The sequence below is a fragment of the Streptomyces sp. NPDC046727 genome (genome assembly GCF_040645635.1).
In the GTDB taxonomy this organism is placed as follows: Bacteria; Actinomycetota; Actinomycetes; order Streptomycetales; family Streptomycetaceae; genus Streptomyces.
The window spans coordinates 40,837-55,909 of sequence record NZ_JBEYYR010000001.1 but is presented as its reverse complement, the minus strand read 5'-3'; the positions used below and the strand labels follow the sequence as shown (position 1 = coordinate 55,909).

The 15,073-nt window shown below is 72.4% G+C and carries 17 protein-coding genes; 8 read left to right on the top strand and 9 right to left on the bottom strand.

All coding sequences use genetic code 11. From position 1 onward, the window contains the following. Nucleotides 1-10: 10 nt before the first annotated feature. From ABZ937_RS00285 to ABZ937_RS00245, 9 genes are all read right to left on the bottom strand, one after another. Nucleotides 11-520 (bottom strand): DUF393 domain-containing protein, encoded by a 510-nt coding sequence (locus ABZ937_RS00285; protein ID WP_361684714.1) that lies wholly within the window; start codon nt 518-520, stop codon nt 11-13. A 5-nt stretch (nt 521-525) separates the two neighbouring features. Further along, on the bottom strand, nt 526-933 hold the full coding sequence (locus ABZ937_RS00280) for a hypothetical protein (RefSeq protein ID WP_361683999.1): 408 nt from the start codon (nt 931-933) through the stop codon (nt 526-528). 97 nt (nt 934-1,030) lie between these two features. After that, nucleotides 1,031-1,441 carry a VOC family protein gene (locus ABZ937_RS00275; protein ID WP_361683997.1) on the bottom strand — a complete coding sequence of 137 codons (411 nt, stop codon included), beginning with the start codon at nt 1,439-1,441 and terminating at the stop codon, nt 1,031-1,033. Nucleotides 1,442-1,530: 89 nt separating this feature from the next. Then, entirely contained in the window at nt 1,531-2,904 is a 1,374-nt protein-coding gene (locus ABZ937_RS00270; protein WP_361683994.1) for an FG-GAP and VCBS repeat-containing protein, read from the bottom strand. 120 nt (nt 2,905-3,024) lie between these two features. After that, nucleotides 3,025-3,804: a succinate dehydrogenase iron-sulfur subunit gene (locus tag ABZ937_RS00265; protein ID WP_361683991.1), complete on the bottom strand. Its 780-nt coding sequence runs from the start codon at nt 3,802-3,804 to the stop codon at nt 3,025-3,027. Then, the gene (gene sdhA, locus ABZ937_RS00260) at nt 3,804-5,558 is read right to left on the bottom strand and encodes a succinate dehydrogenase flavoprotein subunit (protein WP_361683988.1); all 1,755 of its coding nucleotides are present in this window, start codon (nt 5,556-5,558) and stop codon (nt 3,804-3,806) included. Before sdhA ends, ABZ937_RS00265 begins: the two co-directional genes overlap by 1 nt. A 19-nt stretch (nt 5,559-5,577) precedes the next feature. Beyond that, nucleotides 5,578-6,060 (bottom strand): succinate dehydrogenase hydrophobic membrane anchor subunit, encoded by a 483-nt coding sequence (locus ABZ937_RS00255; protein ID WP_361683985.1) that lies wholly within the window; start codon nt 6,058-6,060, stop codon nt 5,578-5,580. A gap of 5 nt (nt 6,061-6,065) precedes the next feature. Continuing rightward, entirely contained in the window at nt 6,066-6,446 is a 381-nt protein-coding gene (gene sdhC / locus ABZ937_RS00250) for a succinate dehydrogenase, cytochrome b556 subunit (protein ID WP_361683982.1), read from the bottom strand. 191 nt (nt 6,447-6,637) lie between these two features. Further along, nucleotides 6,638-7,153 (bottom strand): 2-oxo-4-hydroxy-4-carboxy-5-ureidoimidazoline decarboxylase, encoded by a 516-nt coding sequence (locus ABZ937_RS00245; protein ID WP_361683979.1) that lies wholly within the window; start codon nt 7,151-7,153, stop codon nt 6,638-6,640. Between the two features lie 229 nt (nt 7,154-7,382). On the opposite strand from ABZ937_RS00245, the gene ABZ937_RS00240 reads away from it, so the two are divergent. The 8 genes from ABZ937_RS00240 to ABZ937_RS00205 all read left to right on the top strand — a co-directional run bounded on the left by ABZ937_RS00240 (nt 7,383) and on the right by ABZ937_RS00205 (nt 14,994). Further along, entirely contained in the window at nt 7,383-9,011 is a 1,629-nt protein-coding gene (locus ABZ937_RS00240; RefSeq protein WP_361684712.1) for a glycoside hydrolase family 20 protein, read from the top strand. Between the two features lie 183 nt (nt 9,012-9,194). After that, nucleotides 9,195-9,899: a DUF4328 domain-containing protein gene (locus tag ABZ937_RS00235; protein WP_361683976.1), complete on the top strand. Its 705-nt coding sequence runs from the start codon at nt 9,195-9,197 to the stop codon at nt 9,897-9,899. Nucleotides 9,900-9,991: 92 nt separating this feature from the next. Continuing rightward, entirely contained in the window at nt 9,992-10,561 is a 570-nt protein-coding gene (locus ABZ937_RS00230; RefSeq protein WP_361683973.1) for a hypothetical protein, read from the top strand. Between the two features lie 118 nt (nt 10,562-10,679). After that, complete coding sequence (locus tag ABZ937_RS00225) at nt 10,680-11,105, top strand: hypothetical protein (protein ID WP_361683970.1); 426 nt, start codon at nt 10,680-10,682, stop codon at nt 11,103-11,105. Nucleotides 11,106-11,242: 137 nt separating this feature from the next. Further along, nucleotides 11,243-11,884, top strand: a complete 642-nt coding sequence (locus tag ABZ937_RS00220) for an RNA polymerase sigma factor (protein WP_361683967.1) — start codon at nt 11,243-11,245, stop codon at nt 11,882-11,884. 177 nt (nt 11,885-12,061) lie between these two features. After that, nucleotides 12,062-12,928, top strand: coding sequence for a hypothetical protein (locus ABZ937_RS00215; RefSeq protein WP_361683964.1), 867 nt, complete (start codon nt 12,062-12,064; stop codon nt 12,926-12,928). A gap of 273 nt (nt 12,929-13,201) precedes the next feature. After that, nucleotides 13,202-13,864 (top strand): RNA polymerase sigma factor, encoded by a 663-nt coding sequence (locus ABZ937_RS00210; RefSeq protein WP_361683961.1) that lies wholly within the window; start codon nt 13,202-13,204, stop codon nt 13,862-13,864. Next, nucleotides 13,864-14,994, top strand: a complete 1,131-nt coding sequence (locus ABZ937_RS00205; protein ID WP_361683957.1) for a hypothetical protein — start codon at nt 13,864-13,866, stop codon at nt 14,992-14,994. Before ABZ937_RS00210 ends, ABZ937_RS00205 begins: the two co-directional genes overlap by 1 nt. The last annotated feature ends 79 nt before the right edge of the window (nt 14,995-15,073 follow it).

Sequence of the window (15,073 nt, the reverse complement as noted above, 5' to 3'; positions counted from 1 at the left end):
GTAGAAGAGCCTAACGAGTGGCGCAGGCGGGCCCGGAGCAGGACGGCGAAGAGTAGGTCCAGCCCGTGCTGGGGTGGTACGACCAGCCGTCCGCCCGCCGGTACACCCGGCCGCCCCACTGCGTGCCCCGGGCCTGCGTCTCCCGCCACTTCGCCGCGGCGAGCACGGCCCCGCGGGCCAGCTTCGCGCCCGCCGGGGTGGCGAGCCGGTGGGCGAGCGGACGGTGCTCGCGCAGGGCCCACAGGACGACGATCCAGGCGCGCGAGCCCTGGTAGACCTGCCCGGAGTCGCCGACGGCGGTGACCTCGTCGAGGGTGGCGGCGTGGTCGAGTCCCGGGAAGCGGGCGCGGGCCTCGGCCGAGCCGGCCGGCACCAGCTCCAGCGGCACCAGCTGCGACTGCCGGGCCAGCCAGCCGCGCAGATGGGTGCACAGGGCGCACTCGGCGTCGTACAGGACGGTCAGCCCCCGGACCGGGGTGCCCGCGGCACCCCGGCCCTCCGTGACGGTCACGGCGGTCATGCCGGTCACGCCCCGGCCGTCGGCGCGATCCACTCCTGCGGGGTGACCGGGGGCAGCTGCTCCCGCTCCATGATCCCGCGCCGGCGGATCCGGTTGAGCACGTACACGTTGCCCAGGTGCATCACGCCGAGCACCAGCAGGACCACGCCCAGCTTGGTCGACAGGGCCTCGAAGATGCCGCGGGTGTCCTCGATCGTCTCGTCGTCCCCCAGGTACAGCGCCACGAAACCGAGGTTGACCAGGTAGAAGCCGACCACCAGGAGGTGGTTGACGGCGTCCGCGAGCTTCTCGTTGCCGCGCAGGACGTCGGCCAGGAAGATCCGGCCGTTCCGGCTGAGCGTGCGCGCCACCCAGACGGTCAGCGCGATGCTGACGACCAGGTAGATGACGTAGGCGATGACGGTGCGGTCCATGCCCCACCCCTTCTTGAACGCGTTCAAAACGCTGACAGGGATGACTGTAGACCTATTTTTGAACGTGTTCAACTCAAGGATGGGATCACGGGTGGGGTCAGCCTCTGCGGCCCAGCGCCGGGCGCTTGGTGTAGTCCGTGAAGCCGAGGATGTTCCCCCAGGGATCGGCGATCTCCACGGCCCAGCCGGTGGCCGCCTGGAGGATCTCGTCCAGCGGCTCGATGCCCGCGGCGGCCAGCTCCCGTGCCGCCACCCGCGCGTCCGGCACCTCCAGCCAGAGCCGCGGCGAGGGCCAGTGCGGCGGCCGGTGCCGCAGCCCCTCCTCGGCGCGCAGCAGGATGCCGGGCGTCTCCCCGCCGACCTTCAGCAGTGCGATCCCGGCCTCGTCGAACCGGAATCCCACGGCGAACCCGGCCCGTTCGTAGAAGGCGACCGCCTCACCCAGGTCGCCGACGGGGAGCAGCACGTTGTCGAAGCCGAGCAGTTCGTACGACTCTTCGTCTGACATGTCGTCAGATTAGGAGCCTCGGTCCCCGGAAGCGAGGAGCCCCACCGGAGCGGACTCCGGTGGGGCTCTGCGGCGGACGTGTCAGTGGCTCACTGCGGGAAGCCGGGGTCGAGTTCGGTCTGTGCGGCGCCGCTGGTCGTGATCCCGGCGGCAGTCGCCCGGAGCAGGACGCTCGGATAGCTGAGCTGGCCCGACATCAGCAGGTCCGCGTCGCCGTCCCGGTCGAAGTCGCGCAGCCGGACGTACAGGCCGAGCATCTCGTACTCGGTGGGGCTGCCGGGTACGCCCGCCGTGGCGCGGGTGAACCACTGCGAGCCGGTGCCGGTGAGGCCGTGCGGGCCGCCCCTGAGGACGTGGACCCCGCCCGCGGTCTTGACCGTGCCGACCTTCTCCTCGGTCACGCCCACCGCGAGGTCCGGGTAACCGTCGCGGTTGGTGTCGCCGGCGGAGAGGGCGGAGCCGAAGCCGTCGTGCGCCGTGGCGGCGGTGGCCACACCCGACGTCGACTGGGTCAGGCGGTACGAGGTGGTCGGGCCGGTCGAGCCGCCGCGCAGGACGACGACGGAGCCCGCGCCCTTGTTGTACCGGGTGTCGCCGACGGCCAGGTCCCCGTAGCCGTTCTTGTCGAAGTCGGCGATGACTCCGGTCGGCCCGTAGTCCGGCGACGTGGCGTTGTACGTCGTGAACTTGCCCGACGTGACGGTGGTGCCGCCGCGCAGGAACCAGGCGGCCTGGGTCATCTTGTCGTTCTTGTAGCCCTGGCCGAGGACGTACAGGTCCGTCGCCCTGTCCTTGGTGACCTTTCCGGCGACGAGAGCGGTCGGTTCCAGGACGTCGTCGGGGCCGGGGCTCCGCGTGTGCTTGGTTACCTGGCCCGTCGTGCCGGTCTGGGAGAAGCCGCCGCGGTAGATGAAGACGGTGTCCACGCCGTTGGCGACCGCCAGGTCGGCCTTTCCGTCGCCGTTGAAGTCGCCGCTCGCGAGGGCCGCGCCGAACCCGTGGTCGGCGTGGGCGGTGGCGGGGATCCGCGTGGCCTTCGTGCCCAGGCCGGACCTGGCGCCCCACAGGATGGTGACCGCGCCCGCCCCGGCCTTCGTACCCACCTTCTCGCTGCGGTCCGCGACCGCGAGGTCGGCGTATCCGTCGCGGTTGAAGTCCGCGTTGGCGAGCTGGTCGCCGAACCCGTCGGCGTACCCCCCGGCATCGCCGGACTTCCCGGGGATGCCGGCGCTGTCCTGGGTGAACGTCTTCGTCGTGGCGCCGGGGCCCGTCGCCGTACCGTACGTGACGTTGACCTCGCCGGCCCAGCCGGACGCGTAGTCCCGGTAACCGTCGCCGTTGAAGTCGTCGGCGTACTTGGCGGGGGTCGCCGCGGCCGCCGTACCGGCCGTGAAGGCCAGCAGCCCGCCGGTGAGCGAAAGAGCCGCGGCCGTCGCCACGGCGAGCTTTCTGTGCGTGCGCATGTGTCTCCTTGATCGCGTACACAGGAGACACCCGAGGGCGGGGAAGAGTTGTACGGCGCGGGCCCCGCCCCCGGTGCGCGACCGGAGACGGGGCCCGATGAGCCGTAGCCGTACGGCGGATCAGTAGCGACGCGTGATCAGCGCGCGCTTGACCTCCTGGATCGCCTTCGTGACCTCGATACCGCGCGGGCAGGCGTCCGTGCAGTTGAAGGTCGTGCGGCAGCGCCACACGCCGTCGCGGTCGTTGAGGATCTCCAGGCGCTGCTCGCCCGCCTCGTCCCGGCTGTCGAAGATGAAGCGGTGGGCGTTCACGATCGCGGCCGGACCGAAGTACTGGCCGTCGTTCCAGAACACCGGGCAGGAGGACGTGCAGGCCGCGCAGAGGATGCACTTCGTCGTGTCGTCGAAGCGCTCGCGGTCCTCGGCGGACTGCAGCCGCTCACGCGTGGGCTCGTTCGTGTCCTTCGTGATGAGGAAGGGCATGACGTCCCGGTACGCCTGGAAGAACGGCTCCATGTCCACGACCAGGTCCTTCAGGACCGTCAGGCCCTTGATGGGCTCGATCGTGATCGGCTTCTCGGGGTTGATGTCCTTGATCAGCGTCTTGCAGGCAAGACGGTTCTTGCCGTTGATCCGCATCGCGTCCGAGCCGCAGATGCCGTGCGCGCACGACCGGCGGAAGGTGAGGGTGCCGTCGACGTCCCACTTGATCTTGTGGAGGCCGTCGAGCACACGCTCCTTGGGGTCGATCTCCAGCTGGAAGTCTTCCCAGGTGGCCTCCGCCGAGACCTCCGGGTTGAACCGGCGGACGCGGAAGGTGACCGTGATGTAGGGGGAGTCGGCGAAGCCGGGCTCGGGCTGGCCGGCCGCGTCCGCCTTGTCCAGAACAGGGGTAGCCATCAGTACTTACGCTCCATCGGCTGGTAGCGGGTCTGGACGACCGGCTTGTAGTCGAGACGGACGGTTTCCGAGCCGTCGGCGCCGACCTCGCGGTACGCCATGGTGTGGCGCATGAAGTTGACGTCGTCGCGGTTCGGGTAGTCCTCGCGGTAGTGGCCGCCGCGGGACTCCTTGCGGGCGAGGGCCGAGACCGCCATGACCTCGGCCAGGTCGAGCAGGTTGCCCAGCTCGATCGCCTCCAGCAGGTCCGTGTTGAACCGCTTGCCCTTGTCCTGGATCGCGACGTTCCGGTAGCGCTCGCGCAGCTCGGCGATCTTCTCGACCGCCGTCTTGATCGTCTGCTCGGTGCGGAACACCATGACGTTGGCGTCCATGGTCTCCTGCAGCTCACGGCGGATCTGGGCCACCCGCTCGTTGCCGGTGGAGGTGCGCAGCCGCTCGATCTGCTCGACGACGAAGGACGCCGGGTTCTCCGGCAGCTCGACGAAGTCGGCCTTGTCGGAGTACTCGGCGGCGGCGATGCCGGCGCGCCGGCCGAACACGTTGATGTCCAGCAGCGAGTTGGTGCCCAGGCGGTTGGCGCCGTGCACCGACACGCAGGCCACCTCGCCGGCGGCGTACAGGCCGGGGACGACCGTCGTGTTGTCCGCCAGGACCTCACCCTCGACGTTGGTCGGGATGCCGCCCATCGCGTAGTGCGCGGTCGGCTGGATCGGGATCGGGTCCGTGTAGGGCTCGATGCCGAGGTAGGTGCGGGCGAACTCCGTGATGTCGGGCAGCTTGGCGTCCAGCTGCTCCGGCGGGAGGTGCGTCAGGTCGAGGTAGACGTGGTCGCCCTCGGGACCGCAGCCGCGGCCCTCGCGGATCTCCGTGTAGATGGAGCGGGAGACGACGTCACGGGACGCGAGGTCCTTCATGACCGGCGCGTACTTCTCCATGAAGCGCTCGCCGTCCTTGTTGCGGAGGATGCCGCCCTCACCACGGGCGCCCTCCGTCAGCAGGATGCCCATGCGCCAGATGCCGGTCGGGTGGAACTGGAAGAACTCCATGTCCTCCAGCGGCAGACCGCGGCGGTAGACGGCGGCCTGGCCGTCACCGGTCAGCGTGTGGGCGTTGGACGTCACCTTGAAGAACTTGCCGGTGCCGCCGGAGGCGTAGATGACCGCCTTCGCCTGGAAGATGTGGATCTCACCGGTGGCCAGCTCGTAGGCGACCACACCGGCGGAGTGCTTGACCCCGTCGACCTCGGTGATCAGCTGGTCCAGGACGTAGAACTCGTTGAAGAACTCCACGCCCTCCTTGACGCAGTTCTGGTACAGCGTCTGGAGGATCATGTGGCCGGTGCGGTCGGCCGCGTAGCAGGACCGGCGGACCGGGGCCTCGCCGTGGTTGCGGGAGTGACCGCCGAAGCGGCGCTGGTCGATCGTCCCGTCGGGCGTCCGGTTGAACGGCAGGCCCATCTTCTCCAGGTCGAGGACGGCGTCGATGGCCTCCTTCGCCAGGATCTCGGCGGCGTCCTGGTCGACCAGGTAGTCACCGCCCTTGACCGTGTCGAAGGTGTGCCACTCCCAGTTGTCCTCCTCCACGTTGGCGAGCGCGGCGGCCATGCCGCCCTGCGCGGCGCCCGTGTGGGAGCGGGTGGGGTAGAGCTTGGTCAGCACGGCGGTGCGGCTGCGCTTCGTCGCCTCGATGGCCGCGCGCATGCCGGCGCCGCCGGCGCCGACGATGACGGTGTCGTACTTGTGGATCTTCATGATTCTCGCAGCCCCGTGCCTAGCGGATGTTCGGGTCGAAGGTGAAGATCACCAGCGTGCCCAGCAGGATGGTGAACACCGTGGCCGTGTAGAGCAGAGCCTTCAGCCACAGCCGGGTGTTCGGCCGCTCGGCGTAGTCGTTGATGACCGTGCGCAGACCGTTGGCGCCGTGCAGCATCGCCAGCCACAGCATCACCAGGTCCCAGACCTGCCAGAACGGGGACGCCCAGCGGCCGGCCACGAAGGCGAAGCCGATCTTGGAGACGCCGCCGTCCAGCACCAGCTGGATGAGCAGGTGGCCGAGGACGAGGACGACCAGCACGATGCCGGACAGGCGCATGAACAGCCAGGCCGCCATCTCGAAGTTGCCCCGGGTGGACCGGGGGGTCTTCTTGGTGCGCTTGCGCGGCGCCTCGATGAGCGGGGCCGGGTTGTCGACGGTGTAGACGGGGGCGCCCTCGACGGGGCCGACTCCGGACGCGGTGGTTTCAGTCGTGGACATGGGCGTCAGCTCCCGAACAGAACACGAGCGGCGTGGCCGAGGACGGGGTAGATCGCCCCCGCCATCAGGACGACCCAGATGCCGACGACGGTCCAGAGCATCTGCTTCTGGTAGCGCGGGCCCTTCGACCAGAAGTCGACGGCGATGACGCGCAGGCCGTTGAGCGCGTGGAAGAGGATGGCGGCGACGAGGCCGTACTCCAGCAGCGCGACGATCGGCGTCTTGTACGTGGCTACGACCTTGTCGTAGTCCTCGGGGGAGACACGCACGAGAGCGGTGTCCAGCACGTGAACGAACAGGAAGAAGAAGATGAGGACGCCGGTGACTCGGTGAGCCACCCAGGACCACATTCCTTCCCGGCCGCGGTACAGCGTTCCAGCCGGCACGGAAGAACCCTCCGGGAGCGGGGACTAGGGCCGCGCCGGCTTCACTGTCGGTCGGGCCCGGCCGGGTACGGTCCACCGGCCCTCTGCATCGTAGCGAGGCGCTGCGCTGTGCTTTACGGGGGGCCTACCTGTGTGATCAAAGTGGCATCCGATGGGCTATTGCAGTGCGGCTACTGGGGTGGTGTGTCCCGTTATCTGCCGGGTGTGGGTGCGTTGTGGCTGGTCGTGCAGTTCCTCGCGCCCCTGAGGTGGGCCAGGAGCCGTCCTCTCGCAAGGCGCCGCAGCTCCTCCGCCGCCACCACCCGTTCCTCCTCCGGATCGTTCGCCAATCGTGATCGGATCGCTTCGAGGATGTGGTCGATGACCTCGTCCCGGGGGACGTCACCCGGATAGATGACGAACGCGTGTCCGAATCGGGCCTCGTAGGCCGCGTGGGCCGCGCTCAGGGCCATGTGGGCCGCCGAGTAGGTGTCCTCGGGAAGCTCGGGGAGGGACTCACCGGCCAGGGCCTCCGCCAGGTCGGCCGGTGCGAGGTCGTACGCCGCCTCGTCCGCCGCCGCCAGCAGGGAGTCCAGGTCCGGGTAGGGGCGGTGGTCGGCGACCCGGCGGGACCAGCGCAGGCTGTGCAGGCAGTGCAGGAGAAGGGTGCGCGCCTCGTCGGCGGTGGCCGTGTTGAAGGCGTCGAGAGGCCGGGGGAGGTACGGCATGCGGTGGGCGGGCAGCGTGGGTCCTCGCGTCACATGGGGTGTGGCAGGGGATGCTGTGAAAGGTGTGTCGTCAGGTTATCGAGAGTGGTCACGCTGTGTCCGATGGATGCCTGAAATTCACCCGAACGGGAGAGTTTCGGAGCGTCGGGGTGACAGGTGAGTACGCGTGTGGTCGTACGTTGGCGGGGTGACCCAGCACAGCCACAGGCGTCGGGGCTCGGCGCGGCAGGTGATTCGGAAGCGGACGGTGGTGGCCGCCGCGGTCGTCGGGACGGTCGCGCTCGGCACCGGCGTCGGCGTGTGGGCCTCGTCGGACGGGAGCGACGGGAAGCCCGGGGGAGGCGCGCGGCAGTCGTCGTCCGGCCGGGCGGCCGGCACCGGCGACCCGGGAGAAGCGGGCACGGCGTCGCCGAGTCCCCGTCCGACCCGGTCGTATCCGCTGTCGCGGGCGCCGCGGACGATACCCGCGGTGCGCTCCCACACCCCGGCGCGCGGGCCCGGCTGGCAGCCCCGGCGGGGTGAGCGGGTGGTGGTGAGCGATGCCGGCCTGGCCGACGAGGGGCGGCTGCTGGCCGGGGAGCTGGGGCTGACCTACGCGGGCGAGAAGAACGACGTGCGGGCGGGCGACGTCCGGCTCGCGCTCGGCGGCGCGGGCAGGAACCCGGAGTCGTACACCATGACCGTCCGCGGCGGGCGGGTCGAGATCAGCGGGCCCGGCGAGGGCGGCGTCTTCTACGGCACCCGCACCCTGAAGCAGGAGGTCCACGGCGGCGGCACGGCCCCGGAGGGGGTCGTCCGGGACGAGCCGGCCAAGCCGGTGCGCGGGTTCATGCTGGACATCGCGCGCAAGCCGTTCAGCGAGTCCTGGATCGCGGACCGCATACGAGAACTGGGCGACCTGAAGTACAACGAGCTGGGGCTGCACTTCTCGGACGACCAGGCCTTCCGGATCGAGTCCAGCAGCCACCCCGAGATCGTCTCCCCGGACCATCTGACCAAGGCGCAGGTCAGGAGGATCGTGGACCTGGCGGCCTCCCGGCACATCACCGTCGTGCCCGAGATCGACTCGCCCGGCCACCTGGGCGCCGTCCTCGCCGCCCACCCGGACCTGCAGCTGCGCAATGTGAACGGGGTCGCGACGCGGGGCGCCATCGACATCTCCAAGGACGCCTCCGCGAAGATCGTCGACGATCTGCTGAACGAGTACGCCGGCCTCTTCACCGGCGGCCAGTGGCACCTCGGCGGCGACGAGTACCAGGCGCTGACCGTGAAGAACCCGCAGGCCTCCTATCCGCAGCTGGCCGCCGCGGCCCGGCGCAAGTACGGCTCCGCGGGCAGTGTCGCCGACCTCGCCACCGGCTGGCTGAACGACCGCGCCGCCACCGTGCGCGCCCACCACCGGACCCTGCGCGCCTGGAACGACGGCTTCTTCCGGAACACCTCCGTCCAGCCCGCCGAGGACCTCCGCGTCGCCTACTGGACCGGCAAGGAGATCGGCGCCCGGCAGCCGGTGGAGTACCTGGGCGCCGGCCGCAAGATGATCAACTACAACGACGAGTTCCTCTACTACGTGCTCGGGCAGCCGCAGACCTTCGTCTACCCGACCGGGCAGCGCATCTACGAGCAGTGGAACCCGCGGGTGCTGCGCGGCACGACCGCCGTGCCGGCCCGCTACGACGGGCAGATCCTCGGCGGATCGTTCGCGGTGTGGTGCGACCTCGCGGGCTCCCAGACGCCGCGGCAGATCGCCGCGGGCATCCGGATGCCGCTGCGGGCCACCGTGCAGAAGTTGTGGGACCCGGGCAGGCCCGCGCTGTCCTGGGCGGACTTCCGGAAGCTGGCGGACCGGCTGGGCTGAGAAACCGAAGAGAGTACGGCGGGGCCGAGCAACCGAGGAGACGTACGGCAGAGACGTACGGCGGGGGCCGGGAAACCGAATGGACGTGCGGCGGCGTCCGACCGTATGTTCCGGTGTTCGCGCGTCCGGCTCGGGGGGAGTGGCGCGCCGCCTCAGCTCACTTCTTCCCGGGGGAACTCCGTCATGACCTCGCCCATGCCCGCACCGCCGTACGCCGCCCCGCCCGGCCCCTGGCTGCGCTCACCGGCCGGGCTCGGCCGGGCCACCGCCGTCCTGCTCGGGCTCGTCAGCGCCACCGACCTGTTCGCCTGCTACGCGGACCTGCTGGAGATGAACGTCGCCGGCGACATCGTCGACGGCGCCATCGGCGCCGACGTGGTCGACCGGGCCGACCACGCCGACGCGCTCTACGGCACCGCCGGCATCGCCCAGGGGACGGCGCTGGTGGCCACGGCCGTCGTCTACCTGTGCTGGCTGTGGCGGGTGCGGGTGAACGCCGAGGTGTTCGACGCCTCCCGGCACAGCAAGAAGCGCGGCTGGACGATCGGCGCCTGGTTCGTCCCGGTCGTGAACCTGTGGTTCCCGCGCCGGATCGTCCTGGACTGCTGGAACGCCAGCGCTCCCTGGGGCGAGCGGGAGCGGTCCGGGCTGGTCAACGCCTGGTGGACGGTGTGGCTCGCCAGCCTCTGCGTGGACCGGGTCGCGTACACCAGGTGGGACCGCGCGGAGACGGCGCCCGAACTGCGCGACGCCGCCCGGGTGATGCTGTTCTCCGACGCGTTCGACATCGTGGCCGCCGTCCTCGCCGTCGTGGTGGTCGTCCAGCTGACCCGTCTGCAGGAGCGCAAGGTCCTCTCCGGCGAGCTGCCGGGGCCGGCCCTTGGCTGAAAACCCGTCACTGTGACACTCCCGCGCCGTCGCACGCAGTAAGGGGAAGTGCGGGCTCCGTACCGGTCGGTGCCCTGGCAAGGGAGACATTCATGAGCCTGGTGGAACTGATCGCACAGGCCGACGAACGCGGACTGGCCGCCAGCGGGTTGGCTTGTTTGGATCGGTGTCTGCCGCTGCTCGGCGGCGACGACGAGCTGCTGCGACCGCTGTGGGCCAGCCTGGCCGACGGCTCCGACTGGGCCGGGAGGCTGGAGGAGGCGCGCGGCGCGCTGGGCCCGGCGGTCTCCGCGGGCGACGAGGCCGCGCTGCTCGCCCACCGCATGCTGGAGTCGGCCCCCGCCGAGCGCACCGCCGGCGCGGTACGGCCCTGGGCCGACGCCTGCTCGGTCGCCTCGCTGCGCATCCACCGGCTGCTCGACCCCGCCGCGGACGGCGGCTCGGCCCCGGACGGTCTCCACGCCGGGCGCGCGGGCGACACCGCGGACCTGCCCCCGCTCGTCGCCGCCGAGCTGCGCCGCCAGGCCGCGGTCCTGGAACTCCTCGCGGGCCACGGCGCGCAGGGGCTGCGCGGGGCCCTGGAGGTGTCGGTGGAGGGCCGCCGGGTGCTGCGCGCGGTGGTCTCCCGCCGGGCGCGCAGCGCCGCGGAACCCGGAGAGTGAGGGGTTCCTGTGATGCTCCCGTGGGGGACGTGGTGCGGTCCTGCGCCGGTTGGCCAAACGTCGGAGAAACGTTTCGAAAGCCCGTGACGGAACCGCGCCCCGGCTCGCTCTTCCCTATGTGACAGCCGAACTGACAGCCCAGGTGACAGCCCGGTACGGGACAGCCCAGCAGGAGACCAGGCCGCACGCCGCCGCGAAGCCCGTGCGGTGGGCGGCGGACGCGGTGGCGACGATGCGCGAGGGCGCGCGGGTGCGGCTCGACTACTCGGCGCAGAGCCTGTGGCGGGTGGACCGGATGATCGAGGAGATACGCCGTGAGGAGCCGCCGTACGCGGCCGTCGAGACCGTGCTGCGCGGCTTCGGCGCCTACGCCGGCGAGGTGATCGTCCGCCAGGCCGGCGCCGAGTGGTGGGCGACCGGCGGCGAGCACTGGGTGCGCACTCCCGACGGCCGGCTGTGGGACCCCATGGAGGAGGCCCGCCGCTGCTACGGCGGCCACGGCTCGCTCCGGCTGCTGTGCCGGGACGCGACCGGCTCCGCCTGACCGGCTCCGCCCGGCTGTGACACTTCCGTCGGGGGCGACGCTGATGATCGTGGAGGGCGGGGACACGGCCGGAGCGTGTCGCACCGTGAGGCAAGCGCCACGCAGTGGCCAGGAACTCGGCACGAACGAGGACGGTCTTGGGCCAGGGAGGGGAACCCCGCCGCCCGCAACCGCGGGACGGGGAGCTGGGCGCGGCCGTCGCGCGGGCCCAGGACGGTGACGAGACCGCCTTCGCGGTGGCCTACCGGATCGTGCAGCCCGGCCTGCTGGGCTATCTGCGCGGGATCGTCGGCGAGGACGCGGAGGACGTCGCCTCCGAGGCATGGCTCGAGATCGCGCGCGACCTCGGCCGGTTCCGGGGCGACGGCGCCGGGTTCCGCGGCTGGACCGCGACCATCGCCCGGCACCGCGCGCTGGACCATCTGCGCCGGCAGCGGGTACGGCCCCGGGCCGCGCAGCTCGAACAGGACGCCCTGGAACTGCCCGGCCGGCACAGCACCCAGGACCAGGCCCTGGAGTCGCTCTCCACCGCACGCGCGCTGGAACTGGTGCGCGCGCTGCCCCGGGACCAGGCCGAGGCGGTGCTGCTCCGGGTGGTCGTCGGTCTCGACGGCCCGGCCACCGCCCGCGTCCTCGGCAAACGCCCCGGCGCCGTCCGCACGGCCGCGTACCGGGGCCTGCGCCGCCTGGCCCGCCAACTCGGCGCCCACGCCGGAGGGGACGGGACCACCGACGGTGTGACGGATGCCGACCCCCCGACGCTGGGTGAGTCGAGGTGAACGGCACCGGGCGCGGGACGTATGTAAGGGCGTGGGGCGCCCCGGCCGCGCAGACGTACGGGGCTTCGGCGGCCGGCAGGTGTACGGGCACGGGCCCGCGGGGCCATGGGCGCGGGCCGCGCGCGGGCGGGTCGGCGTACGGGATTCCGGGTGGGCCGGGTGAGGACGGGAACGGACATGGGTGAACGGCACAGCGGCGACGGGCTGCCCGGCCGCCGGCGCGCGCACCCTGACGGCACCGTCGCCGCGCCGGAACGGGCCGACGCGTCCGGCGGGGTCTTCGAACTGGAGTCGCGGCTCGGCGCGGCACTGCGCGCCGGGAAGGTCGACCCCGAGGCCGAGCGCAGCGCCGTGGCGGCCTTCCGCGCCGCCCGCGAGGCGGGGGCGCACGACGCGCGGACCCGGGCGCGGGACGACTGGCGGCCCGGGCGGCCGGGCCGTGCCCGCCGCCCGCTGCGGACCACGCTCTCCCTGGTGCTCGCGAGCCTCACCATGGGCGGGGTCGCCGTCGCGGCGATCGGTTCCGCCCGGTCCGGCACGGACGACGGCCCGACCGCCACCCGGTCCCCGCGCCCGTCGGCGAGTGCACCGGCGGCCCCGGCCGGCCCCGCGGCCGACGGCCGGGAAGCCGGGCCCGCGGACACCGGTTCCGCCGGACGCTCCGCGCATCCCGCGGGCGGCCCGGCCACCGCCCGGGACACCCTCGCCCACTGCCGTACCTACGTACGGGCCGGGGACCGCGGCGGCGCCCTGGAGGCGACGGCCTGGCAGCGGCTCGTCACGGCGGCGGGCGGCACCGGGAAGGTCGCGGCCTACTGCGCCGCCCGACTGGCGCACGCACCGGGCAAGAACACCGACAAGCCGGACAACTCCGGCGACGGCGGCAGGAGCGCGAACGAAGGCGGCGGCAAGGGAACGCCGACCGGTGGCGCGTCGACCGGCGGGACCTCGAACGGCGGGAATCCGACCGGCGGAGACCCGGCCGACGGGAATGCGACCGGCGGGAATCCGGCCGCCGGGAAGTCCAGCGGCGGCAAGCGCTAGGCATCGGCCGACGGCCCCCGAAAGCAACGGCCGGGGCCGCCACCCCCCACAGGAGAGGCCCCGGCCGTCGCGCGGACGGGCCGCGCGCGGCCCGTACTTCCTTCAGCGCCGTGAGTGCGGTTTCTGTCACACCCCGCCACGCCCGGATCTCACCCTGCGCACATCCGAACCCGGTCACGAGTTAGTTGCATCTTCTACGGACATGGACGAGCAGCGCTTTAACGCCGTAACGTGCCTTTCGCGCCGACAGAAGACAGGCGTAAAGGGAGTACGGTGCTGGGGGACGACGCGGAGCTGACCGCCGCGGTGCGTGCGGCACAGATCGGGGACGAGACCGCGTTCCGTACGGTGTACCGCGCGGTGCATCCCCGGCTGCTCGGATACGTACGCACACTGGTCGGCGACCCGGACGCCGAGGACGTCACGTCCGAGGCATGGCTGCAGATCGCCCGCGATCTCGACCGGTTCAGCGGCGACGCCGACCGGTTCCGCGGCTGGGCCGCCCGGATCGCCCGCAACCGCGCCCTGGACCACATCCGCATGCGAGGCCGCCGGCCCGCGATAGGCGGCGACGAGACCGAGCTGACCGGCCGGGCCGCCGAGTCCGACACGGCCGGCGAGGCCATCGAGGCCCTGGCCACCGACAGCACCCTCTCCCTGATCGCCCGGCTCCCGCAGGACCAGGCCGAGGCGGTCGTCCTACGCGTGGTCGTGGGCCTGGACGCCAAGACCGCGGCCGAGACGCTCGGCAAACGCGCGGGTGCCGTCCGTACCGCCGCGCACCGCGGTCTGAAGCGGCTCGCGGAGCTGATCGGCGCCGATCCGGAATCGGCGGGCGGACTCGACGCACTCCCGCCGCAAAGAGAACCGCGCCGCCGCGCGGTGACGTCCGCCACTGTGACGCATACGCGTGCGCGGACGCAGAAGGACATGTGATGGCCGACGAGCAGGACAAGTGGCTGAACCGTGAGACGGCGGAACGCCTGTTGCGCGGAGAGCCGCTGGAAGCCGTCGACCCCTCCGCACGTGACCAGGCCGAACGCCTCTACCGGACCCTCGGCGCGCTGTCCGCGGCGACGGCCCCCGCCACCGGCGAACTCCCCGGCGAAGAGGCCGCCCTGGCCGCGTTCCGCAAGGCCCGTGAGGCCGCCGAGGCGGAGCGCACCGCAGCCGCCCACGCCACCGCCGCCCCCCGCACCCCGGCACCCGGCCCCGACGCGGGCCTGGTCCGCATCGGACCCCGGACCCGTACCGGAATCCAGGCCCGGCGTCCCCGCTGGGCCCGCCCGGTGCGCCTGGCCCTCGCCGCCGCGGTGGCCGCGGGCACGCTCGGCGGGGTCGCCGTGGCCGCCGGCAGCGGGGTGCTGCCCACGCCGTTCGCCGACGACCACCCCCGCCCCGGCGCGTCCGCCGGCACGGACTCCGGGCAGCCGCTCGTCTCCCCGTCCCCGACGGCCACACCGGGCGGCGGGACGGGTACGGGCACGCCGGACGGCGGCGCGGAGGAGCGCCGGGGCTCCGGCTCCGACGAGGCCGCCGGGCAGGACGACACCGGCCGCGGCACCGTGCCCGGCACCGGATCCCCCTCCGCGACACCCGGCCCCGGGTGGCTCGGCGCCGCCGCGGCCTGCCGTGCCCTGCGCGACGGCAAGGACCTGGACGCCGGCCGCAGGCGCGCGCTGGATCACCTGGCGGGCGGCTCCGCCCGGGTGACCAAGTACTGCAAGGTCCTGCTGGCCACCGGCGACTCCGGCACCGCGAACGGCGGCACGGCCGGGAACACCGGCGACGGCGGCCAGGGCGGCCAGGGCAAGGACAAGGGCGGAGACGGGGACAAGGACAAGGGCAAAGGCGGGGACGGGGACAAGGACAAGGGCGACGGCCAGGGCAAGGGGAACGGCGGGGGCAAGGGCGCCGACGGCCCGGCCCGCCCGGGCCACGGCCACGGCGGCCGGCGTCACGGCGGCGCCGCGCCCGCTCCCTCCGCCTTCGCCCCGGAACCCGGCCGGCCGGGTTCCGGGAACCAGTCGGCCCCGTCCCCGAGCCCGTCGTACACAACCCTCTGACCTGCGGTTCTGTGCGGCGGGAAAATTTTTCGGGCCGAGGTGTGACGTTTCTGGAGCCCACGACGCAGTACTGAGTGAG

Bases quoted from the DNA above. Each gene is read 5' to 3' on its own strand.
- ABZ937_RS00285 (WP_361684714.1), bottom strand. From the start codon at position 520: ATGACCGCCGTGACCGTCACGGAGGGCCGGGGTGCCGCGGGCACCCCG.
- ABZ937_RS00280 (WP_361683999.1), bottom strand. From the start codon at position 933: ATGGACCGCACCGTCATCGCCTACGTCATCTACCTGGTCGTCAGCATC.
- ABZ937_RS00275 (WP_361683997.1), bottom strand. From the start codon at position 1,441: ATGTCAGACGAAGAGTCGTACGAACTGCTCGGCTTCGACAACGTGCTG.
- ABZ937_RS00270 (WP_361683994.1), bottom strand. From the start codon at position 2,904: ATGCGCACGCACAGAAAGCTCGCCGTGGCGACGGCCGCGGCTCTTTCG.
- ABZ937_RS00265 (WP_361683991.1), bottom strand. From the start codon at position 3,804: ATGGCTACCCCTGTTCTGGACAAGGCGGACGCGGCCGGCCAGCCCGAG.
- sdhA (WP_361683988.1), bottom strand. From the start codon at position 5,558: ATGAAGATCCACAAGTACGACACCGTCATCGTCGGCGCCGGCGGCGCC.
- ABZ937_RS00255 (WP_361683985.1), bottom strand. From the start codon at position 6,060: ATGTCCACGACTGAAACCACCGCGTCCGGAGTCGGCCCCGTCGAGGGC.
- ABZ937_RS00245 (WP_361683979.1), bottom strand. From the start codon at position 7,153: ATGCCGTACCTCCCCCGGCCTCTCGACGCCTTCAACACGGCCACCGCC.
- ABZ937_RS00235 (WP_361683976.1), top strand. From the start codon at position 9,195: ATGACCTCGCCCATGCCCGCACCGCCGTACGCCGCCCCGCCCGGCCCC.
- ABZ937_RS00230 (WP_361683973.1), top strand. From the start codon at position 9,992: ATGAGCCTGGTGGAACTGATCGCACAGGCCGACGAACGCGGACTGGCC.
- ABZ937_RS00215 (WP_361683964.1), top strand. From the start codon at position 12,062: ATGGGTGAACGGCACAGCGGCGACGGGCTGCCCGGCCGCCGGCGCGCG.
- ABZ937_RS00205 (WP_361683957.1), top strand. From the start codon at position 13,864: ATGGCCGACGAGCAGGACAAGTGGCTGAACCGTGAGACGGCGGAACGC.